General features: G+C 42.7%; 25 protein-coding genes. 17 read left to right on the plus strand and 8 right to left on the minus strand.

Translation table 11 applies throughout. The features are described from left to right. From thiS to CDG61_RS07355, 4 genes are all read right to left on the minus strand, one after another. Window positions 1–198: a sulfur carrier protein ThiS gene (gene thiS / locus CDG61_RS07340; RefSeq protein WP_087550250.1), complete on the minus strand. Its 198-nt coding sequence runs from the start codon at window positions 196–198 to the stop codon at window positions 1–3. A gap of 13 nt (window positions 199–211) precedes the next feature. Next, a complete protein-coding gene (locus CDG61_RS07345; RefSeq protein ID WP_087511716.1) occupies window positions 212–577 on the minus strand; it encodes a DUF423 domain-containing protein in 366 nt (121 codons plus the stop codon). Window positions 578–709: 132 nt separating this feature from the next. Beyond that, window positions 710–1,579 (minus strand): RNA polymerase sigma factor RpoH, encoded by an 870-nt coding sequence (gene rpoH, locus CDG61_RS07350; protein WP_087511567.1) that lies wholly within the window; start codon window positions 1,577–1,579, stop codon window positions 710–712. A 143-nt stretch (window positions 1,580–1,722) separates the two neighbouring features. Further along, window positions 1,723–1,953: a sulfurtransferase TusA family protein gene (locus CDG61_RS07355; RefSeq protein ID WP_087511717.1), complete on the minus strand. Its 231-nt coding sequence runs from the start codon at window positions 1,951–1,953 to the stop codon at window positions 1,723–1,725. Window positions 1,954–2,326: 373 nt separating this feature from the next. Between CDG61_RS07355 and CDG61_RS07360 the strand changes: the two genes are divergently transcribed. Together CDG61_RS07360 and rhlB are read left to right on the plus strand one after the other, a co-directional pair. After that, entirely contained in the window at window positions 2,327–2,539 is a 213-nt protein-coding gene (locus tag CDG61_RS07360) for a cold-shock protein (RefSeq protein ID WP_086177837.1), read from the plus strand. A 98-nt stretch (window positions 2,540–2,637) separates the two neighbouring features. Continuing rightward, on the plus strand, window positions 2,638–3,789 hold the full coding sequence (gene rhlB / locus CDG61_RS07365) for an ATP-dependent RNA helicase RhlB (RefSeq protein WP_087511568.1): 1,152 nt from the start codon (window positions 2,638–2,640) through the stop codon (window positions 3,787–3,789). 57 nt (window positions 3,790–3,846) lie between these two features. Here the strand turns inward: rhlB and CDG61_RS07370 are convergent, their stop codons facing one another. Continuing rightward, window positions 3,847–4,227, minus strand: coding sequence for a hypothetical protein (locus tag CDG61_RS07370; RefSeq protein ID WP_087511569.1), 381 nt, complete (start codon window positions 4,225–4,227; stop codon window positions 3,847–3,849). A 305-nt stretch (window positions 4,228–4,532) separates the two neighbouring features. Here CDG61_RS07370 and CDG61_RS07375 point away from each other — a divergent pair, with 305 nt between their 5' ends. The 14 genes from CDG61_RS07375 (at window position 4,533) to CDG61_RS07440 (ending at window position 17,783) form a co-directional block, all read left to right on the plus strand. Continuing rightward, a complete protein-coding gene (locus CDG61_RS07375; protein ID WP_087550367.1) occupies window positions 4,533–5,108 on the plus strand; it encodes a nitroreductase in 576 nt (191 codons plus the stop codon). A gap of 31 nt (window positions 5,109–5,139) precedes the next feature. Then, the gene (locus CDG61_RS07380; protein ID WP_087550249.1) at window positions 5,140–6,213 is read left to right on the plus strand and encodes an NAD(P)H-dependent glycerol-3-phosphate dehydrogenase; all 1,074 of its coding nucleotides are present in this window, start codon (window positions 5,140–5,142) and stop codon (window positions 6,211–6,213) included. Between the two features lie 92 nt (window positions 6,214–6,305). Continuing rightward, entirely contained in the window at window positions 6,306–6,761 is a 456-nt protein-coding gene (locus CDG61_RS07385; RefSeq protein WP_087511571.1) for a phosphoglycerate mutase family protein, read from the plus strand. Between the two features lie 32 nt (window positions 6,762–6,793). Continuing rightward, a complete protein-coding gene (gspL, locus tag CDG61_RS07390; RefSeq protein WP_087550248.1) occupies window positions 6,794–7,933 on the plus strand; it encodes a type II secretion system protein GspL in 1,140 nt (379 codons plus the stop codon). Beyond that, window positions 7,933–8,412 carry a type II secretion system protein GspM gene (gspM, locus tag CDG61_RS07395; RefSeq protein ID WP_087550247.1) on the plus strand — a complete coding sequence of 160 codons (480 nt, stop codon included), beginning with the start codon at window positions 7,933–7,935 and terminating at the stop codon, window positions 8,410–8,412. The genes gspL and gspM overlap by 1 nt, the downstream gene beginning before the upstream one ends. A 90-nt stretch (window positions 8,413–8,502) precedes the next feature. Then, window positions 8,503–9,510 carry a quinone-dependent dihydroorotate dehydrogenase gene (locus CDG61_RS07400; protein ID WP_087550246.1) on the plus strand — a complete coding sequence of 336 codons (1,008 nt, stop codon included), beginning with the start codon at window positions 8,503–8,505 and terminating at the stop codon, window positions 9,508–9,510. Continuing rightward, window positions 9,507–10,091: a CvpA family protein gene (locus tag CDG61_RS07405; RefSeq protein ID WP_087550245.1), complete on the plus strand. Its 585-nt coding sequence runs from the start codon at window positions 9,507–9,509 to the stop codon at window positions 10,089–10,091. The genes CDG61_RS07400 and CDG61_RS07405 overlap by 4 nt, the downstream gene beginning before the upstream one ends. A gap of 24 nt (window positions 10,092–10,115) precedes the next feature. Then, window positions 10,116–11,654 (plus strand): amidophosphoribosyltransferase, encoded by a 1,539-nt coding sequence (gene purF / locus CDG61_RS07410; protein ID WP_087511576.1) that lies wholly within the window; start codon window positions 10,116–10,118, stop codon window positions 11,652–11,654. A gap of 106 nt (window positions 11,655–11,760) precedes the next feature. Next, entirely contained in the window at window positions 11,761–13,641 is a 1,881-nt protein-coding gene (locus CDG61_RS07415) for a M48 family metalloprotease (protein WP_171405581.1), read from the plus strand. A gap of 102 nt (window positions 13,642–13,743) precedes the next feature. Then, window positions 13,744–14,418 carry a hypothetical protein gene (locus CDG61_RS07420; RefSeq protein WP_416240700.1) on the plus strand — a complete coding sequence of 225 codons (675 nt, stop codon included), beginning with the start codon at window positions 13,744–13,746 and terminating at the stop codon, window positions 14,416–14,418. A 3-nt stretch (window positions 14,419–14,421) separates the two neighbouring features. Continuing rightward, on the plus strand, window positions 14,422–15,396 hold the full coding sequence (locus CDG61_RS07425) for a 2-hydroxyacid dehydrogenase (RefSeq protein WP_087550244.1): 975 nt from the start codon (window positions 14,422–14,424) through the stop codon (window positions 15,394–15,396). A 78-nt stretch (window positions 15,397–15,474) separates the two neighbouring features. After that, window positions 15,475–16,914 (plus strand): M48 family metalloprotease, encoded by a 1,440-nt coding sequence (locus CDG61_RS07430; protein WP_416240701.1) that lies wholly within the window; start codon window positions 15,475–15,477, stop codon window positions 16,912–16,914. A 58-nt stretch (window positions 16,915–16,972) separates the two neighbouring features. After that, window positions 16,973–17,341 (plus strand): GFA family protein, encoded by a 369-nt coding sequence (locus tag CDG61_RS07435; RefSeq protein ID WP_087511580.1) that lies wholly within the window; start codon window positions 16,973–16,975, stop codon window positions 17,339–17,341. A gap of 73 nt (window positions 17,342–17,414) precedes the next feature. Further along, entirely contained in the window at window positions 17,415–17,783 is a 369-nt protein-coding gene (locus tag CDG61_RS07440) for a hypothetical protein (protein ID WP_171405582.1), read from the plus strand. Window positions 17,784–17,856: 73 nt separating this feature from the next. Here CDG61_RS07440 and CDG61_RS07445 read toward each other — a convergent pair whose 3' ends face one another. Together CDG61_RS07445 and rpsU are read right to left on the minus strand one after the other, a co-directional pair. Further along, on the minus strand, window positions 17,857–18,303 hold the full coding sequence (locus CDG61_RS07445; protein ID WP_087550242.1) for a GatB/YqeY domain-containing protein: 447 nt from the start codon (window positions 18,301–18,303) through the stop codon (window positions 17,857–17,859). A gap of 37 nt (window positions 18,304–18,340) precedes the next feature. Further along, the gene (rpsU, locus tag CDG61_RS07450) at window positions 18,341–18,556 is read right to left on the minus strand and encodes a 30S ribosomal protein S21 (protein ID WP_001136722.1); all 216 of its coding nucleotides are present in this window, start codon (window positions 18,554–18,556) and stop codon (window positions 18,341–18,343) included. A 144-nt stretch (window positions 18,557–18,700) separates the two neighbouring features. Here rpsU and tsaD point away from each other — a divergent pair, with 144 nt between their 5' ends. Continuing rightward, window positions 18,701–19,726, plus strand: coding sequence for a tRNA (adenosine(37)-N6)-threonylcarbamoyltransferase complex transferase subunit TsaD (gene tsaD / locus CDG61_RS07455; RefSeq protein ID WP_087550241.1), 1,026 nt, complete (start codon window positions 18,701–18,703; stop codon window positions 19,724–19,726). Window positions 19,727–19,788: 62 nt separating this feature from the next. Here tsaD and CDG61_RS07460 read toward each other — a convergent pair whose 3' ends face one another. Then, on the minus strand, window positions 19,789–20,418 hold the full coding sequence (locus CDG61_RS07460) for a riboflavin synthase subunit alpha (protein WP_087550240.1): 630 nt from the start codon (window positions 20,416–20,418) through the stop codon (window positions 19,789–19,791). Window positions 20,419–20,422: the final 4 nt, after the last annotated feature.

Raw genomic sequence — 20,422 nt, forward strand, 5'->3', positions numbered from 1 at the left:
TCAGCCGCCACCAACGGCCTGAATGATTTCAATTCGGTCTGCATCACAGACAGGGGTTTGTTCAAGTTTGCTTTTGGAAATAATCATTTCATTTCTTTCCACTGCAAAACGCTTGCCTTCGAGGGACATTTCCTGAATTAATTCAAGCAGGTTGGAGCAATGGGTTTCTTTTGCTTCCCCATTCAGATAAATCAGCATACAGAATTTCTCTTTATTTACCGTGTTTCGCAGCATTCCATGCCAGTAATAACCAGCCTGCAATCATCAGAGCACCACCCATAGGTGTGATTGCACCCAGTCCGCGTGGAAGTCCGAGCGCCATAATATACAGAGAGCCTGAGAACAGCAGTATACCCAGCTGAATAAGGATAAAACTGTTTCTGACAGGTATCTGGGGGCTGACCCGGGCAATAATGGAAAGTGCCATTAAGCCAAGCGCATGCCAGAAAAAATAGTCAGTAGCAGTTTGCCACCAGTTTAATTGTGCTGCTGTTGCGTGAGCTTTCAGACCATGTGCACCAAAAGCACCAAGAATGACTGCAAGAGCAAGGTTAAGCGCTGAAATGGCAATGAACATAGCAAAGATGAACTGTTGAAAATTGCGCATTACCTTATCATAGTTTTTATGGCAGGTTAATGCTGAATTGCACCTGAACGTCAGGCAAAACAAAAGGGCAGAAATCGCCCTTTTATTTTCGTATGTATGACATCAGTTGGAAGACATGGCAACTTTAATTTTTTCCATGGCATTTTTTTCAAGCTGACGGATACGTTCAGCTGAAACATTATATTCTGCTGCAAGTTCATGCAGTGTGGATTTGTCATCATCCAGCCATCTGCGCTGAAGAATGTTGCGTGAACGGTCATCCAGCTGATCCATTGCTTCATGAAGTGCAGAGGTGCTCTGTTCTTCATAATCTTCATTTTCAACCAGAACAGCAGGATCGTAGCGGTTATCTTCAAGATACAATGCCGGTGCAACATGAGTTGAACCTTCATCATCATCGTCGCCCTGAGCCTCAAAAGCTGCATCATAGGCAGTCAGACGACCCTCCATTTCAAGAACCTGTTCTGGTGTGACATTCAGGTCTCTGGCAATGGACTTTGCTTCTTCGAGTGTCAGTTTTTTACTGGATTTTTTTAAGCTGCGCAGATTAAAGAACAGTTTACGCTGTGCTTTGGTTGTTGCGATTTTGACAATCCGCCAGTTCCGGATCACATATTCATGAATTTCAGCTTTGATCCAGTGAACCGCAAAAGACACCAGGCGTACGCCCATGTTTGGGTCGAAACGTTTAACGGCTTTCATCAGCCCCAGGTTACCTTCCTGGATCAGATCGCCCTGAGGTAAGCCATAACCTGCATAGCTGCGGGCAATATGTACAACAAAGCGCAAATGCGACATTACGAGCATTTTGGCTGCATCAAGATCCTGGTCATAATAATAGCGTTCGGCCAGCTCTTTTTCCTGTTCAGCAGTTAAAATAGGAATCTGATTGACAGTACTGATATAGGCACCAAGATTTACGCCAGGTGCCGATAATGACAGGGGCATCAACTGATTGCTGCTGTCACTCATGTGTACTCCTTAATATAGGGATAATGGTTTTTTTACCAGGTTTTTTCATCTTAAAGCCAATGTTCCTGGGAATTAAGGAAAATTGGGTAGAGAAATGTAAAAAATTATGCAGATTTGAAAAATAATATATTAAATGAAAATAATTAAGATTCAATTAAGTAATGGTATTCAGTTTCAGAAATTTTCAGCAGTTCACATTTAATCTGATGAATCTGACAATAACGAAGAACATCCTGCTGGCTGTGCGGGTCAGATGACTTTAATAACAGTATCTGATGCTGCTCATTTTTTAAAGCGCGTTTCAGCATCAGCAGTGGCATAGGGCAGGGTTTACCCATGGCATCAATAACAGGGGGAAGCGGTTGCTCATTCATAAAGCAGTCTGTTCTGGAAGCATTCATTTCTGGTCTATTTTAACAAAGACATGCCGTTAACCCAAACTTAATTTTTAACCAGACTTGCTGATATTAAAGGAGATATAAGCATTTCTGAAAATAAGATTAACTTTACAGACGATATGTTAAAAAAAATCTATTATTTGTGAGCAACCCGTGTTAAGCTCGTTGCGTACTGCGGATTTACTACAATTTTGTTTTAAAATCCTATGCTACAAATGGATGTAACCGGGATTTTGTTAATAGTAATACAGAATGATTACAAGCTTAGAAATAATAATTTCAATTCTTGTTTGCTCTGCTGTTTGCAACACCGGGTGGTCCTTCTTTTTTAAACAATGAGGATTAACTTATGACAGCTCGCGAACAAGGCGTTGTTAAATGGTTCAATGACACTAAAGGTTTTGGTTTTATTCAACGTAATGGCGGCGATGACGTATTCGTTCATTTCCGTGCAATTATGGGTGATGGCCACCGTTCACTTCGTGATGGTCAACGCGTTGAATTCAGCGTAGTGAAAGGTCAGAAAGGTTTCCAGGCTGAAGAAGTTCAACCTTTAGACTAATTCTGAAGTTTCCTGAAAAACGCCCCAATGTATATTGGGGCGTTTTTCGTTTATAATGGCGCATCTTTTTGTGATGATTTAAGTTAGAGCACATTTTTATGTCATCTGGTTTTGAAACCTTAAATTTACACCCGAAACTGAAACAGGCTATTGATGCTCTCGGTTTCAAGGAAATGACTCCGATTCAGCAGAAGGTTTTGAAATTTACTCTGGCTGGACATGATGCAATTGGTCGTGCGCAGACAGGTACAGGAAAAACAGCTGCATTCCTTGTCAGTGTCATTAATGATCTTTTGAATAATCCCATTACAGATCAACGCTTCAGGGGAGAACCTCGGGCTTTGATTCTTGCGCCAACAAGGGAGCTTGCATTACAGATTGAAAGTGATGCAAAGGATCTGACAAAATTTACAGATCTACATCTGGTCACTTTACTGGGTGGTGTTGACTTCGATAAACAGAAAGCTCAGCTGGATAAAAAATTCGTCGATATTATGGTTGCAACCCCTGGTCGACTGATTGACTTTGTTGAGCAGAAAGAAGTCTGGCTGGATCGTATCGAATTTCTGGTTATTGATGAAGCAGACCGTTTACTGGATATGGGATTCATTCCATCGGTTAAGCGTATTGTCCGTTTCTCTCCAAGAAAAGAACAGCGACAGACACTGATGTTTTCTGCAACGTTCAGCTATGACGTACTGAATCTTGCACAGCAATGGCTGTTTGAACCGGTTACGGTGGAAATTGAACCTGAGAAAAAAACTAATGCTGACGTAGAGCAGCGGGTTTATATGGTAGCGGGTTCAGATAAATACAGACTATTGCGTGATATTTTACGTGATGAACCGATTGAAAAAGTGATGATCTTTGCCAACCGTCGTGATCAGGTGCGTAAGCTCTATGATCATCTGAAAAGAGATGGTTATAAGGTTGTTATGCTTTCGGGTGAAATCGCTCAGGACAAACGCCTGAAAATGCTTGATCAGTTCAAAAATGGTCAGCACAATATTATGATCGCAACGGATGTGGCTGGTCGTGGTATTCATGTGGATGGTGTTTCACATGTCGTGAACTTTACTTTGCCAGAGCAGTCCGATGATTATGTACACCGTATTGGTCGTACTGGTCGTGCAGGAACTCGTGGAGTCAGTATCAGTTTCCTTTCAGAGGATGATGCTTTTTATCTGCCAGAAATTGAAAAAGCAATCGGACAAAAATTACCATTGACCCGTCTGGATGGTTATTGCTGATATTTGATCTGAAGTAAAAAGCCCTTTTGAAAGGGCTTTTTTTGTATCAGGCAGTTTTTATTTTGCTTTGCAGTAAAAGTTCAGAACGGTCTGATAGTCTTCATCACTGTTTAAGCCTGTGCTTTTGCCGGTAATTGAACCAAGTACACCTGCTGCAGCCTGAATCATCTGTCCGGTTTTTTCATCAACCACGCCTTTCAGTGCACCATTGTATTCAGTTTTTTCATCAGTAATTACAGCTGTTGCTTTGTTACCGCAGGTTTTATTGGCAGCTTCAACTGCATTGTTTTTTGCAATCAGATTGCTTTTGCCTACCCCTGTAACTTCAAACTGATTGTTTTCTTTCTGGATCGCCAGAGAGCTGGTTGGATTTGATGCACAGGCAGTCAAAACTAAGGCAGTGGTTAAAACTGCGGTCAGAGATAATAATTTTTTCATAGTATTCCTGTTGAGGATGTATTTAATTTAATTAAACATATTTTTTCAGTTTAACCTGGTAGGCGGTGTATGCAAAATGCAGTTTTGTATTGTCACTTTGTGAAGATCATCAGAGTTGAGAGTGACATTACATGTGCAGGGTGAGCTTTCTGGTAATTCATCGTATGCAGGTTTTTTAGTGGTTCATGGTTGCTGAGTGTGAAATGCCTGTTATGGGGGATGTTGTGCCTGTAAATAGTAATAGAGTTCAGTTTCATGAGTATGCTAATCTTGCACTCAACTGGAATTTTAAAATTTACAAGTCAATGACGGATACAGCAGTAGATACAGTACTTCAAAATATTCACCATCGTCAGTCGGTTGGTCATCTGATTGAACCTGCACCTGATGTTGAACAGCTGGAGCTTGCGTTTCATGCTGCATTAACAGCACCGGATCACCATCGTTTAAAGCCAACCAGATTTGTTGTAATTGCCGGAGATCAGCGGGAAGCTTTTGGTAGTCTGTTATCTGAAGCGATGGCAGACTTAGGTGAAACTGAGGCTGCACAGCTTGAAAGAGTAAAGCAGCATCCATTTCGCGCGCCTATGCTGGTGGTGGTAATGACTAAATTTCAGGAGCATGCAAAAGTTCCTGATTTTGAACAGACTTTAAGTACAGGTGCTGCTGTACAGAATTTTCTGCTGGCATTACAGGCTCAGGGATTTGCAACGATGTGGCGCAGTGGGGCTGTTGTGGAGTCTGGATTGTTTAAGAAAGCACTGGGGCTTGAGGAAAAGGATCTTGTTTCTGGCATTATTTATGTCGGTACTGCGGCGAAAGCAATTCCTCCACGTGGTGAAATCAATATCCAGGATTATGTATCAGACTGGAAGAAATAGTTTTTAAATTTGTGATTGGGATATAAAAATAATGTCAGAGTTAAAGTTTTCAGATCTGGTCGAGCCTGTTGCTGTCAATGAGAAAACAGCTTTAAGAGTTACTGTAGTGGGTGGTGGCAGTTTCGGAACAGCGATGGCTAATACTGCTGTTAGAAATGGTTGCGATACTATGATCTGGATCCGTGATGAAAAAACGGCAAATGAAATCAATCAGACGCATATCAACAAACGCTATTTACCGGATTTTCCACTGGAACCTGCACTGAAAGCGGTTTCTGATATTGAAACTGCTGTATGTAACCGGGATATTATTCTGGTTGCGATTCCGAGTCATTCTTTCCGCGATGTTCTGAAACAGATAAAACCGTTCATTACATCTCAGGCTGTTGTTTCCCTGACTAAAGGTATTGAAGCGGAAACCTTCAGTTTTATGAGTGACATCATCCGTGCAGAATTGCCTGAAGTTCCTTATGGAGTGCTGTCGGGTCCAAATCTGGCAAAAGAAATTGTAGCTGGTCAACCAGCAGGTACAGTGATTGCCAGTGATTCTGAGCTGGTTCGTTATGCGGTACAACAGGCACTGCACAGTGCATTGTTTCGTGTATTTGGCAGTGATGATGTTCATGGTGTGGAACTGGGCGGTGCGCTGAAAAATATTTATGCTGTCGCGATGGGAATGGCTGCTGCTTATAATGTGGGTGAAAATACAAAAAGTATGATTCTGACTCGGGCATTGGCTGAAATGAGTCGTTTTGCTGTCAAACTTGGTGCGAATCCTCTGACTTTCCTGGGGTTGTCGGGAGTGGGTGATCTTTTTGCAACCTGTAACAGTCCATTAAGCCGTAATTATCAGGTTGGATATGCTTTAGGCAAAGGTAAAAGTCTGGAGCAGGCGACTAAAGAGCTGGGGCAGACTGCTGAAGGGATCAACACCATTGTTCAGGTAAAGAAACGCTCAGCGGATCTGGATGTATACATGCCAATCACCTGTGCCTTATATGATGTGATTTTTGATGGTGCGCCACCCATGTCCATTGCAGTTTCTCTGATGAAAAACGGGCATCGCAGTGATGTGGAGTTTGTACTTCCTCATCATGCTGTCTGATTTATAAAATATTGATCATTTATGATGGTTTAAAGAATCTGAACTGTCATAAAGCCTGTTTATTATGGCTGTAAAACGGATAAGGAAATTTTATGCAACTGACACTGGTTCGTCATGGTGAGGCTGTTCCGCCTGTAGACGGTAATGATATCAAGCGTCCGCTGACAGAGCGTGGACATTTGCAGGCTGCTGAAACAGCTGAGTTTTTAAAAAACAGAATTCAGCCAGATGTATTTGTTGTCAGCCCACTTTTACGGGCACAGGAAACCTTAAGTTATATTCAGAAAAATTTTCCTGATGTTCCTGTGGTTGTCTGCAATGCGGTGAAACCAGATGATGATGGGCGGGTTGCAGTGGAATGGCTGTCTTATTTGCCGTATGAGTCAGTTGTGGTTGTATGTCATATGAATGTTGTGGCATATATGGAATCTGTACTGATTGAAGAATCTTTCCATCCTTTTGCACTGGCAGAAGCACGACTGTATGAGCAGGCTGTTATTGCACCTGGTCTGTCTGTAAAAACCACTGCATTTATACCAGAATCTTAATTTTCAATTTTTAAAATGGCAGAAGAATAACAATGTTGCATTTATGGATGCCAGAGACAAGCGGGGCCTGGCACTGGTCTGTTGGAGAGCACTGGAATCAGGCTGTATCGCTTGAACAGCTGATTCAGGATATCCAGGGCTACCATGGGGAAGAAGCGGTCGTGTTTTTTCCATCCCGAAATTTGCAGATTCTGCAACAGCAGTTGCCTAAAGTGCAGTATAAACAGCTGGGCGCGGATGGCGTTAAATATCTGTTGGAGGAATTTGTAATTTTTCCTATGGATGCAATGAAAGTGCTGAATCACTTTCAGAGCCCTGATCAGTTAACTGTGCTCGGTGTCTCAAAGGGTGCAGTTGAAACGATGCAGCATGCGCTGAATCTGATCCCTGTTAAAATTGTTTCGTTATTGCCTGATTTTCTTATACTGCCAGTTCCTGCGCAGGATGAAACAGTTATTGTCAATATAAACGGTCGTCTGCTGGTTCGTGAAAATGAATTTCTGGGTAATTCCATAGATGACCTTTCCTTGTTTCTGGATTACCAGCCGAAATCAAAAAAATACCGAATTTCAGGCTTTACAGATGAACAGCTGAGTACAGTTGAAGCAGCAGCGACACAGGAATTACTCGAAAGTTTTCAGTATGAATTTACTGCGCTGAAAAAAAGTAAAAATCATCCTTTTAATTTTCTGCCTAAAGCAACGCGTGAGGGTGGCGTTTCAGGTTACTGGAAAGCCTGTGCTGTTGTTCTGTTGAGCGTACTGGCAGTACAGTTCAGTTATGATGCTGTGCGATGGTTTAAGCTGAAAAAAGTTGCAGATCAGACTGCGCTACAGGCAACTGATCAGTTTAAATACTGGTTTGGGCAGAATTATCCTGTGACTGAGCAGAATATTAAAAGTCAGTTTAAGGCGCAACTTGAGAAAAGTAAGGCTGCAAATACTCAGGCTTTGCAGTTACTCAGTAGAATAGGTCCGGTTCTGATGCAGAATCAGATTGTGGCTCAAAGAGTGAATTATGACGCATCCATGCTCAGTATGGAGCTGAAAGCAGGTTCATCGACAGTTCTTCAGAATCTGACACAGCAGTTGAATCAGCAAGGATTTAAGGTTGAGCTTGGAAATATTCAGCCTGATGGTGCGGGTGTTATAGGATTGGTGAAAATACAGTAATGGAAGCAACTGATAAATTACAGCAGCAGCTGGGTAGCTGGTCTGAAAAAATAAGCGATTATCTGGATAGCTTATCCACGCGTGAACGCCTGCTTGTCATATTCACCTGTATTTTTGTTGTGGTGGCAGGTGTGGGCTCAGCCATCTGGGCAATGTATACAGCTGCAGAAAAGCAACAGGACAGAGTTCGTGAGCTGAAGGATACCGTGGTGTGGATGCAGAGTAATGCAGTTACCATGAAACCGGCTACAGATCTTGAATTAAGTGCTTCAGATAAGGTGCAGCGTATAGCGCAACAGCAGGGATTGTCTGTAGCATCTCAGCAGCAGGGCGATCAGATCCAGCTGGTGGTGACACATCAGAATTACTCAGTACTGGCTGTTTTTTTAACTCAGCTGGCGCAGATGGGCTTAAGTATAGAAAAAATGGAATTAATTTCTGAAGCCGGTCAGATTAAATTAACGGCGACTGTACAATAAAGTCAGGAAATTATCCTGTTTCAGGCATGGTGTTTTGTGTGGGCTATGCCTATAATGTGGCGACTTAAAAAGCAGTAGACTTTTCCAGATATGTTGTATTCTCTTGCTCGCCCTTTGTTGTTTAGTTTAGCACCAGAGCGTGCACATGAGCTGACATTGTCCATGCTGAAATCTGCCCATAAAATGGGTATGATGCGACAGAATGTTGAACCTAAGCCTGTCACCTGTATGGGAATTGAATTTCCAAATCCGGTAGGACTGGCAGCAGGACTTGATAAAAATGGTGCATATATTGATGCACTTTCAGGTCTGGGTTTCGGTTTTATTGAAATTGGTACCATTACCCCGCGTCCACAGGCTGGAAACCCTCATCCACGCCTTTTCCGTTTACCTGAAGCCAAAGCGATCATCAATCGTATGGGTTTTAACAATGACGGTGTTGATCAGCTGATTGAAAATGTAAAAGCTGCAAAATTTAAGGGTGTACTGGGGATCAACATCGGTAAAAATGCGGATACAGCGGTTGAAGATGCAGTTTCTGACTATCTGATCTGTCTTGAAAAAGTTTATAACTACGCTTCTTATATTACAGTCAATATTTCCTCACCAAATACTAAAAATCTGCGTAGCCTGCAAAGTGGTGATGCGCTGACTGAGTTATTGCAGACCCTGAAAAAGCGTCAGCTGGAACTGGCTGAAGAGTTTCAGCATTATGTTCCTCTGGTTCTCAAGGTTGCGCCTGACCTGACAGCAGAAGATATTCAGTTTATCTCAGCTCAGCTGATTGAGTTTAAAATCGATGGTCTGATTGTTACCAATACGACACTGTCCCGTGAAGGTGTGGAAAACCTGAAACATGGCAATGAAGCGGGTGGTCTTTCGGGTGCGCCGGTATTTGAAAAAAGTACCGCATGTCTTGCAGCATTTTCTGCTGAATTAAAAGGTGAAATACCTTTGATCGGTGTTGGCGGGATTCTGTCAGGTGATCAGGCTGCTGCAAAACAAAAAGCAGGTGCTGACCTTGTACAGATCTACAGTGGCCTCATATATACAGGGCCGACTCTTGTAAAAGACTGCGTAGATGCATTTGCGACATGAACGCCCTTGATATCTTCATACTGATATTATTGCTGATCGGAGGGTTGAACGGCTTGAGACATGGATTTGTGAAAGCCTTTGCCAATCTTGTAGGATGGATTTTTGCACTGATAGTTGCTGCAAAATACGCTACAGCAATGGCTCCTCTGATGGTCACACTCAGTGAAGATCCTGTGGTACAGAAAATTGCAGCATTTGCATTTATTGTTCTGATTATTGTTGTGCTGACCTGGTTGGTAACAGCATTACTGAGCAGTATATTAAAGACATTGAAACTCGGCCCTTTAAACCGTCTGGCGGGAGGTGCATTTGGCACACTCAAAGGGTTGATGGTGGTTCTGATTGGTATGCAGGGCATTGGTCCATTTGTGGAAAGTTCTCCGCACTGGAAAAACTCAAAAGCAGTTCAGACGCTGCTGCCTTATGCGCCATTGGCGAGTGAGCTGTCTAAAGATGCAGCTCATGAAGCACTTGATCATATTCGCTCGACAGATGCACAGCCTTCTGTTGAACCTTCATCTGACGCCGTGCAGAAAAATCGAAAGCATGCAGATGAATCAACAAATAATCCTTTTTATTAATCCTAGCTTGTTTGCGAGGTTGCTATGTGTGGAGTAGTTGGTATAGCTGGTAAATCACCTGTTAACCAAATGTTGTTTGATGCGTTAACGATGTTGCAGCATCGTGGACAGGATGCAGCTGGGATAGTGACTTGCCATAATGGGCGTTTGTTTCTTCGTAAAGACAACGGTATGGTGCGTGATGTTTTTCATACGCGTCATATGCGTGCTCTGCTTGGAAATTTCGGTATAGGTCATGTGCGTTATCCTACAGCAGGTTCTTCAAGCAGTGCTGAAGCACAGCCGTTTTATGTGAACTCTCCTTATGGTATTACCCTGGCACATAACGGTAACCTGACAAACGCTGAAGAAATTCATGATGATCTGTTTAAAACAGATTTACGTCATATGAATACGGATTCAGATACAGAAGTGCTGCTGAACGTCTTTGCACATGAGCTGCAGAAGCGTGGCAAGCTTGAGCCAATGCCGGAAGACGTTTTTCATGTTGTGAGTCGTGTACATGAGCGTTGTAAAGGTGCTTACGGTGTTGTTACGATGATTACCGGACATGGTCTGGTGGGATTCCGTGACCCGAACGGTATTCGTCCTTTGATTTACGGCTCCCGTGAAACTGAAGCTGGTACTGAATATATTATTGCTTCAGAATCTGTAGCGATTACAGCACTGGGCTTTAAAGTTGAGCGTGACATTAAACCTGGCGAAGCGATTTTTATCAACTCAAATGGTGAGCTGTTTTCACAGCAGTGCGCTGCTGCTCCTCAATACAATCCATGTATTTTTGAGTATGTTTATTTTGCCCGTCCAGATGCGACGATTGATGGAATTTCAGTGTATAAAGCCCGTCTGAAAATGGGTGAAAAACTGGCAAATAAAATACTGAAAGACTGGGGTGAAGATCATGATATTGATGTTGTGATTCCAATTCCGGATACCAGTCGTACTTCAGCTGTTGAGCTTGCAGGTATTCTGGGTGTGAAATTTCGTGAAGGTTTTATGAAAAACCGTTATATCGGACGTACATTCATCATGCCGGGTCAGCAACAGCGTAAAAAATCAGTACGCCAGAAGCTGAACCCTGTTGAGCTTGAATTTAAAGGTAAAAATGTACTGCTTGTGGATGACTCCATTGTCCGTGGTACAACATGTAATGAAATTATTCAGATGGCACGTGATGCTGGTGCGAAAAAAGTATTTTTTGCTTCCGCTGCGCCAATGGTGAAATATCCGAACGTATACGGTATTGATATGCCTGCAAAGGCTGAGCTGATTGCTTCTCATCGCAGTGTTGAAGAAATCCGTGAAATTATCGGTGCTGACCGTTTGATTTTCCAGGATCTGGAAGACCTTAAAAATGCGGTACGTACAAGTAAAGTACCTGAAGTTGCTGAGTTTGACTGTTCTGTATTTGATGGTCAGTATGTGACAGGTGATATTGATGAGCAGTATCTTGAAGCTTTGGAGCAGAGTCGAAGTGAATCTGCTAAAAAGAAAAAAGATGGTTATATTGATGTCAATATTGATGCATCATCAGTGGACCTGACCGGTCTGAAAGAAGAGTAATAAACATCTTCGATTCAATGTGAAAAGCGGGTAATTCCCGCTTTTTTCATTTATGATGGCAGGGACATGAAATACAATGTAAGTCAGGGATATTACATTTAGACAAATGCGCTATTCATTTATTAAAAACAAAAATATGCTTTGGTCTGCGAGTATCTGTCTGCTTGCAGTCATACTTTCGGTATTTATATTGAATACCTTATTGGGCTTGCTTGTCTTTTATGTTGATCAGACACAATCTATTTTGTGGCATGCGCTCAGTCCTTATCTAATCGCACTCCTGCTTTTTGTTATGGGTGCTTCCGTACTGATAGAGTTTTATGTGTTTCGCTCAGGTGGGCATTCTTTGGCAAAACAGCTCAGAGCCAGACGTTTAAGTCTGATTGAGAGCACACCTGAAGAAAGCGCGGCTCTGAAAATTACTGAATATCTGGCTGAAACTTTTCTGATTGATACGCCTGCTGTTTATGTTCTGCCAGATGAAGTGGGTGTCAATGCGCTGACAGCCGGTTTTTATCCAAAGGATATTGTGATTATTCTGACCTGGGGGGCTTTGCAGAACCTGGATGAGCAGGAACTTTATGGTTTACTCAGTCATGAATTCAATCAGATATTAAGTGGTGAGACGACTGAAAATACCCGATTAAAAATTCTGTACAGTGGTTTGACCACTTTCAGTCAGTGGGGCAGTAAAATTTCCAAACTGGGTTTCAATAAACATGGACAGAATCAGGAACATAAGTTTGCGACATCATTTGTAGCAGTTGGTGGGGTAATCTGGCTGATTGGAAGCCTTGGGATATTGATTACCCGTTTTATTAAATATCTGACACTCGGTGGGCGAACTTTTAAAAATGACCTGAAAACCCGTCGTCTGATTCAGAACAATGCCAATATTCAGACTTTGTTGCGAATATATGTACACCATGCGGGTTCTCAGATTCACAGTGAGTACTCAGAATCCATTTCTCATATGTGTTTTGCGAACTCTTTAAGCCCGCAAAGCTGGATGAATATTCATCCGAGTATTGAACGGCGCATCTTTGAGCTGAATCCGGCGCTGGTTCAGGATCTTCAGCTGGAAAATCTGAAAAAACTCCGTAATCAACCATTGTTCAGTCTTTTTCGCTCACTGGAAGAAGTGAACAGCGAATATCATTATCCGTGGAGTTCGCCACAGCCATTGCCTTTACTGCGGCTTTCTCCGATCAGTTTTGCAATCAATGATGCGATCAAACCACTGAATTCTGAAGTCAGGGGGAATATGCAGCGTCCCGAACTGATCCAGCGTGCATTACAGACAGCTACAGGATCACGGGAGGTCATGGTTGCTATTCTGATGATTCGTCAGTATCGGGAGTTTATCCCGCCTGAGGCAGAAGTCAGTCGTGCAATTGTTGACTCTTTGCTGAATATGGATGGTCGTGTCCATATTTCAATCTTTCATGAAGCCTGTAAAAATATTGGTGGAATGCCCGCTACGATCGCCAGGCAGTTTCTGACTAAACTTGCCCGAATTATCCAGGAAGATGGTGAGATTGGATTGCTTGATGCATTATTGCTCGAGCGGGTAAAAGCAGAGCTACATCTGCTGCCGTTACATACACCGACTGCGCTGGATGAGGTTAAGCCTCAGATTGTACGTCTTATAGATGCTTTACTGCATGTCCAGCAGATCAACTCGGCAAACCAGCTGGAAGTCCGTGAACTGATTCTTAAGCGGGTTCTGAGTGTTGAGGAGCTGGAAATATATGAAGAAATTTCTGATGAGCCAATTGATCTTTCGGAAATACTGAATGATATGGCAGGCTTACTGTTGCGTGACCGTTTGAGCATACTGGGGATTGCTGAAATATGTTTATGGAATGACCGTATCATTACGCAGGATGAGCTGGATGTACTTGAGTTGCTGTACTGGCGGCTGGGCTTTGAAAGCGATGATATTGTGGAGCAGATGCAGAAGAAAAACAGCATTATGATCGTATAAGGTTAATGCATATTGAATGAAGCCTGAGCGAATGTATGAATTAAGCTCGGCAAAAGTTCTTTATACCGTTAGAATATTCTTTGAATAGATTGTGATGAAAGAATGATGATAGGGCAAACGCGTGAAATACTTGCAAACCTTGGAATAGATGTATGGATTCCACGGGAAAATGCATGTCAGCAAATGCCGGAATTCAGTCTTTGGCGTGATCAGTCCGAACCTGTTGCTGTTGATCGGATGGTTGAATTTCCTCAGGTTTCTTTACCTGAACCTGGTCATTCAGACATTCCTGAATCAGTTGTAAAATCACGTGAAACAGAAAAGCCTGATGTGGTTTTGACGCCTAAGTCAGATACTGCTGTACAGGAAAATCTGCCACGGGTTATTTCTACAGCTGAACCTGTTCATATTCCTCCGTTTTGCCTTCAGGCGATCAGTCTGGAGCATTGTGCGGTGGTATTGAATGCAACTGTGCTTTCTCAGGCTGAACAGCATTTATGGGTAAATATTCAGAATGCATGCAGTGCCCAGTTTTATGAGTTGAAATGGCCATTTCCTCTGGTGGAAATTCAGGATGGCCGTGGGGTTGCCAGTTATGTCCAGGGTTTCCTGGATGCAGTATCTTCAGATAAAAATCTACTTTCGCTTGGAGAAATTCCGCATTGTTCTGCATCGAAAGTAATTCAGCTGGCGGATCTGCAGAGTATGCTGGAACGTCCGTTACTGAAAAAACGGTTATGGCAGTTTATGCAGAAATCAGTATCAGATCATGGATGAGTCATGGATAAAAAAGTGGTTGTTTTCAGTCAGCTGGATCAGGAAATATTAACTCAGCTCGAGCAGAAATATGAAGTCGCGGTGGTTGATCCCAGACAGGGTGATGTGAATCAGCAGATTTTAAAACTGGTTGAAAATGCGGATGGAATGATTGGAGCAGGGCGTTTGCTGAATGAAACCAATCTGCATACGGCTGAACGTTTAAAAGTGATTTCCAGTGTCAGTGTCGGATATGACAATTACGATCTGAATTATCTCAATAGTAAGAAAATATGGTTGTGTAATACCCCTCACGTACTGACTGAGACGACAGCAGATCTGGCATTTACCCTGATGTTGAGTGCGGCACGACGGGTGCCTGAGCTTGATCGGTGGACCAAAGGTGGGCAATGGAAGCGTACAGTTGCGGCTGCGCAGTTCGGACAGGATATCCATGCGAAAACATTGGGAATTATTGGTCTGGGGAATATTGGTGCGGCGATTGCAAAGCGTGGGCACTATGGATTTGGCATGAATATTCTGTATCACAACAGACATGAAAAGCCTGAGTCGGCTCAGGTATTCAATGCCCAGTACTGTACATTGTTGGAGTTGCTGAAAAAGTCTGATTTCATTGTAGTAGCAGTTGACCTGAATACTGACTCCAAAGCACTGATTGGGAAAGATGAGTTTACGCTTATGCAGCCGCATGCTGTTTTTGTTAATATCGCCCGAGGTTCGGTCGTTGATGAAAATGCGCTTGTTCAGGCTCTGAAAACAGAACAGATATTTGCAGCTGGGCTGGATGTGTATGCAAGGGAGCCATTGCAGGAATCTGAACTGTTTGACTTGCCAAATGTCGTGACATTGCCACATATAGGTTCAGCTACAGCAGAAACCCGTAAAAAGATGGCGCAACTTGCTTATGATAACCTTGTTTCAGTGCTGGATGGGACTTTGGCTGAAGCGACGGTTAATCCTTTATTTAATCATAATTGATAACACATCATTGCAAATTTCTCCTTTTTTCAGTGGTATATTCGATATGACTGAACCACTCACTGCTGGAAAACAGATTTGAAAAGGCTTATTTTTGCATGCAGTCTGAGCATCATTACAATCATGAGCCAGGCTCGATCTGAGGCATATACTGTATCACCGCAGTTCAATGTACCTGAAATTGGCAGTGGAATTGGTTTACTGGATCAGCAGAAAGAACGCTTGATTGGTGAAAAGGTTTTTCGTGAAGTTCAGAAGCAGATGCCGGTTATTCAGAATCCCTGGCTTGAAGATCAGCTTTCAGGGATTTTCTCTCATATATTAAGTCAGACTCAGCTTGGTCAGCCAGTTGGACTGGTGGTCATCAACGATCCTCAGATCAATGCTTTTGCTGTTCCTGGTGGTCTATTTGCACTGAATACGGGGCTTCTGATTTCAGCCAGAAATATGGACGAAGTGGCAGGGGTAATGGCGCATGAGATTGCCCATGTATCACAACGTCATTACAGTCGATCACAGGAAGCATTTAAGGGGCAGGGTTTGCTTGCGCTTGCGGGTATTCTGGTGGGTGCACTGGTTGCTTCACAGGCAGACGGAGATGCGGGTGCAGCGGTGATGCTGGGGTCTCAGGCGGCACTGCTTGATAAGCAGTTGTCCTACAGCAGGAATCAGGAGCGGGAAGCTGACCGTATAGGCATGCAGTATATGTATGCGGCAGGATACAACCCGCAGAGTATGGCTGATTTTTTTGAGGTGATGAACAGAGCGACCAGTCGGGTCAGTTTTCTACCAGACTTCTGGTATACCCATCCTTTGACCACAGAGCGTATGAGTGAAGCACGTCTAAGGGCAAATCAGCTGCCACAGGTCAAATCCAGCTTAAGGGACGAAGGGTTTGAAGTGCTGAAGATGTATTCAAAAGTCATTTCTTCCCAGATGTCTGAACAGCAACTGAAAATACTTGCAGACCGAGGGGACTTTGCTGCATTGCTGGGATTGGCAGTATTCTATGTCCGTCAGGGTGATTATGTGCTTGCTCAGCAGGCACTGGATCAGGCAAAAATAAAAAATAATTCACATAATCTATTGACCTTGACTCAAACTGACATATATTTAGGTCAGAATAAGCTTGATGATGCATTAAAAACAGTGGTTTCAAATGCACAGATCATGCCGGAAAACAGAGCTTTGAATTTGAAGCTGGCTGAAGTCTATATTCGACGTGGTGAACCTCAGGCTGCGAAAAATATTGTTCAGCGATTTGTGGATAGAAATTCCAGGGATATCAGTGCCTGGCGGTTGATGCAGCAGGCAGCAAACCTGGAGAAGCAGTCTTCACTAAGAGCGGTCAATGTCTTGCGCTATCGTGCGGAGGCGGAGTACTGGTCGGGTAATGAAGAAAGTGCGATTAAATCTTTATTGCATGCACAAAGACTGGCAAAAAATGATGATGTTGTATCATCGCAGGTAAAAGTACGATTAACAGAAATGCAGAATGAGCGACAGCTGAAAATATAACAAAAGATGATTGGTTGTTCAGCACTCCCTTTTCTGTCATAAAAATAAGGAGAGTAAAGTGATAGAAGGACAATGTCTTTGTGGCTCAGTCAGTTATATTTATCATGCCGAACTTGAAAAAACCATTCTGTGCTACTGTCAGCACTGTCAGCGGGCGCAGGGAACAATGTGTGGCTGGAACAGCCCTGTAGATAAAAATAAATTTGAAATTGTACGTGGTATAAAATATCTGAAAGAATATTTTCATAGTCCCAATAAAGCACGTGTATTCTGTCAGGAATGTGGAAGTCCAATTTATTCATATCGGGTGGATCTGCCTGATATCGTTCGGCTTAGACTCGGGACAGTAACACAAGGGCATATTCCTGCTCCGGTTGAGCAGGCGTTTATACAATACAGACCAGTATTTATGAAAGTGGAAGGCTGATGGATATGTGCTGTGATTTTTCAATGCTACAATGTTGTGGCGCTATAATTTTAAAGATCAAATGAAATTGTCCATGAGAAAAAAGCTGTTATTCATTTTATTTGCGGGAAGTTTTGCGGTTTATCAGAGTGTTCATGCAGGCAGTATTGAGCAGTATGTTCAGTCTGTGGAAGCAATTAAGGATACTTACAGGCAAGAAACCCGTGCATTTTTTAATGGTCTTGATCCGTATCAGAAAGGGTTCAGCCAGGTTCAGCAGGAACAGTTCTGTGGAATTGTACGAAAATATGTTGATGGGCTTTATCAGGCTGCTGATGAAAACAGAGCTTTTCTGGATAAACAGTACAGTGGATTGACAAAGCAGGATGTTATTCAGCAGGTGGAAACATCTAAAGAAATGCAGATGCTGAAAAAATACAACGTGAAATGTGATTTAAAATAATGAACAGGTTTGAACTGTCTTTTATGAAAGGCAGTTCAACGCTAAAGATGTGATCTGAAAAATAAACTTTATATTAAGAAAGTTTCGCTTTAATTTTAGCAGAAACCTGAGCAGGATCGGCGCGTCCGGCTATGAGCGGACGCAGAGAGTTCATCACCTTACCCATATCTTTCATGCTGGTAGCTTCTTGCGCAGTAATTGTCTGTGCAATGATGGAATCAAGCTCTTCCTCAGTCATAGCTTCTGGTAGAAATTGAGATAAAACTTCAATTTCAGCTTGTTCCTTACCAGCTAAATCTTCCCGGCCAGCACCTTCAAAGGCTTTGACCGATTCTTTACGTTGTTTGATTTGCTTTTCAATGACCGCAAGAACCTGATTATCGTCAAGCTCTATGCGTTCATCGACTTCGATTTGCTTGATTGCTGCCTGGAGACCACGAATTACCGTCAACTTATCCATTTCTTTAGCACGCATAGCGGCTTTCAGAATGTCTGTAATCTGGTTTTTTAAAGTAGTCATTTATATTGTCCGGTAGTCAATCAATCACAAATTAATCTTAGTAAAGGCGAGTTGTACGTACTGATTCGCGAGCCAGTTTCTTCTGGTAGCGTTTAACAGCTGCAGCTTTTTTACGTTTACGTTCCTGAGTAGGTTTTTCGTAGAATTCACGTTTACGAACGTCAGCAAGAACACCTGCCTTTTCGCATGAACGTTTGAAACGACGGATAGCTACGTCAACTGGTTCGCCTTCTTTCAATTTAACTTGTGGCATGAAGAATCCTCATAAGTTATGGATAAGATCTGGGCTGAATTGCCTTTGATCACAAGTGAAGTGCAGTATTTTACTCATTTACATCTCATATCACAAGTCTATAATAGCCTCAGCAATAATTTGAAACGGGTAAAAGGCAGTTTAATGATCGTTCTTGGCTTGGAAACTTCTTGTGATGAAACAGGTCTGGCACTTTATGACAGTGAAGTCGGCTTAAGAGGACAGGTGTTATACAGTCAGATAAAACTTCATGCAGAATATGGCGGTGTGGTGCCTGAACTGGCTTCGCGGGATCATGTCAGGAAAATGATTCCTTTGATTAATCAGTTGCTTGAAGAAAGTCAGGTTAAAAAGTCAGAAATTGATGCGATTGCCTATACACGTGGTCCAGGTTTAATGGGAGCACTGATGACAGGTGCGCTGTTTGGCCGTACACTGGCATTTGCGTTAAATAAACCCGCTATTGGTGTGCATCATATGGAAGGTCATATGCTGGCACCGCTTTTATCAGAAACACCACCGGAATTTCCGTTTGTCGCTTTACTGGTGTCAGGTGGACATACACAGCTCATGGCTGCACACAGTATTGGTGAATATGAAATTCTGGGCGAGTCGATTGATGATGCTGCAGGTGAAGCTTTTGATAAAGTTGCAAAAATGATGGGACTGCCTTATCCAGGTGGACCGAATATTTCTAAACTAGCAGATAAGGGCAACTGTGAAGCCTTCGCTTTTCCTCGTCCAATGTTGCATGTGGGACTGGATTTTTCATTCAGCGGACTGAAAACTGCTGTTTCCGTTCAGTTGAAAAAACTTGAAAATGAAAATATAGCACCAGAAAACTATGAAGCCGATATCGCTGCATCTTTCCAGGAAGCACTGGTTGAGACTCTGGTCAAAAAATCGGTCAAGGCACTGAAGCAGACAGGTTTGAAACGTCTTGTGATCGCAGGTGGCGTGAGTGCAAATAAACGCCTGCGTGAGCGTCTGGAAGCGGATCTGGCGAAAATTAAAGCCACAGTTTATTATGCGGAACCTGCACTCTGTACAGATAACGGTGCAATGATTGCATTTGCAGGTTATCAGCGCTTAAAAGCGGGGCAGCAGGATGGTTTGTCTGTGACTACAACCCCGCGCTGGCCTATGACTGAACTGACAAAACCTGAGTGATTGTCAGAACAGTCTGTGTGAAATAAAAAAGAGGCTTCTGCCTCTTTTTTTATTTGCTGTTTTTATTGCTCAGTTAGTCGGTTCTGGTAAATACCTTCAATGGTATCTACAAGTGTCCGTGTGGTCTGATCAATTTCAAAATTCAGCAGATCACCCTGTTTAACATTTTTAAAATTGGTCAGGCGTAAGGTTTCAGGGATTAAATCCACGGATATTTCATTACGCTGTTTATCGACATGGTTGATGGTCAGGCTGCATCCATGCAAACCAATAAAACCTTTAAGGAAAAAATATTTCATTTTTTCTGAGGGAATCTGGATGTCCAGGTGCAGTGTTTCACCAATATGCTCCAGTGCGCTGATCTGTGCAGTTCCTTCAATGTGCCCATAAATATTATGACCACCGTTTTCATGTCCCATTTTGAAAGAACGCTCAATATTGACCATCTGATCGGGATTCAGATGTCCTAATGTAGTCAGTTTTTTAGTCTGATCTGCGACATCAAAAGCGACCAGATTTTTGTCTTTGAGAATCTGTGTAACCGTCAGACAGGTTCCATCAACAGCAACGCTTGCACCTGTAAAAACATCGTCCATAAAGCCATGCTGATTCGTGATGAAAATAGTGTCGTAACCATTGCCATGAGTGATGGAATGAATACGTTCAGTTCCTGAAACAATTCCTGTATACATCTTT

The sequence above is a fragment of the Acinetobacter sp. WCHAc010052 genome, assembly GCF_002165295.2.
Taxonomy (GTDB): Bacteria; Pseudomonadota; Gammaproteobacteria; order Pseudomonadales; family Moraxellaceae; genus Acinetobacter; species Acinetobacter chinensis.

Coding starts and splice junctions, on each gene's coding strand:
- rpsU (WP_001136722.1), bottom strand. CDS start 18,556: ATGCCACAAGTTAAATTGAAAGAAGGCGAACCAGTTGACGTAGCTATC.
- gspM (WP_087550247.1), top strand. CDS start 7,933: ATGGAAGCAACTGATAAATTACAGCAGCAGCTGGGTAGCTGGTCTGAA.
- thiS (WP_087550250.1), bottom strand. CDS start 198: ATGCTGATTTATCTGAATGGGGAAGCAAAAGAAACCCATTGCTCCAAC.
- rpoH (WP_087511567.1), bottom strand. CDS start 1,579: ATGAGTGACAGCAGCAATCAGTTGATGCCCCTGTCATTATCGGCACCT.
- CDG61_RS07420 (WP_416240700.1), top strand. CDS start 13,744: ATGATGATAGGGCAAACGCGTGAAATACTTGCAAACCTTGGAATAGAT.
- rhlB (WP_087511568.1), top strand. CDS start 2,638: ATGTCATCTGGTTTTGAAACCTTAAATTTACACCCGAAACTGAAACAG.
- CDG61_RS07460 (WP_087550240.1), bottom strand. CDS start 20,418: ATGTATACAGGAATTGTTTCAGGAACTGAACGTATTCATTCCATCACT.
- CDG61_RS07360 (WP_086177837.1), top strand. CDS start 2,327: ATGACAGCTCGCGAACAAGGCGTTGTTAAATGGTTCAATGACACTAAA.
- CDG61_RS07440 (WP_171405582.1), top strand. CDS start 17,415: ATGAGAAAAAAGCTGTTATTCATTTTATTTGCGGGAAGTTTTGCGGTT.
- gspL (WP_087550248.1), top strand. CDS start 6,794: ATGTTGCATTTATGGATGCCAGAGACAAGCGGGGCCTGGCACTGGTCT.
- CDG61_RS07345 (WP_087511716.1), bottom strand. CDS start 577: ATGTTCATTGCCATTTCAGCGCTTAACCTTGCTCTTGCAGTCATTCTT.
- CDG61_RS07385 (WP_087511571.1), top strand. CDS start 6,306: ATGCAACTGACACTGGTTCGTCATGGTGAGGCTGTTCCGCCTGTAGAC.
- CDG61_RS07375 (WP_087550367.1), top strand. CDS start 4,533: ATGACGGATACAGCAGTAGATACAGTACTTCAAAATATTCACCATCGT.
- CDG61_RS07415 (WP_171405581.1), top strand. CDS start 11,761: ATGCGCTATTCATTTATTAAAAACAAAAATATGCTTTGGTCTGCGAGT.
- purF (WP_087511576.1), top strand. CDS start 10,116: ATGTGTGGAGTAGTTGGTATAGCTGGTAAATCACCTGTTAACCAAATG.
- CDG61_RS07425 (WP_087550244.1), top strand. CDS start 14,422: ATGGATAAAAAAGTGGTTGTTTTCAGTCAGCTGGATCAGGAAATATTA.
- tsaD (WP_087550241.1), top strand. CDS start 18,701: ATGATCGTTCTTGGCTTGGAAACTTCTTGTGATGAAACAGGTCTGGCA.
- CDG61_RS07380 (WP_087550249.1), top strand. CDS start 5,140: ATGTCAGAGTTAAAGTTTTCAGATCTGGTCGAGCCTGTTGCTGTCAAT.
- CDG61_RS07400 (WP_087550246.1), top strand. CDS start 8,503: ATGTTGTATTCTCTTGCTCGCCCTTTGTTGTTTAGTTTAGCACCAGAG.
- CDG61_RS07405 (WP_087550245.1), top strand. CDS start 9,507: ATGAACGCCCTTGATATCTTCATACTGATATTATTGCTGATCGGAGGG.
- CDG61_RS07445 (WP_087550242.1), bottom strand. CDS start 18,303: ATGACTACTTTAAAAAACCAGATTACAGACATTCTGAAAGCCGCTATG.
- CDG61_RS07370 (WP_087511569.1), bottom strand. CDS start 4,227: ATGAAAAAATTATTATCTCTGACCGCAGTTTTAACCACTGCCTTAGTT.
- CDG61_RS07355 (WP_087511717.1), bottom strand. CDS start 1,953: ATGAATGAGCAACCGCTTCCCCCTGTTATTGATGCCATGGGTAAACCC.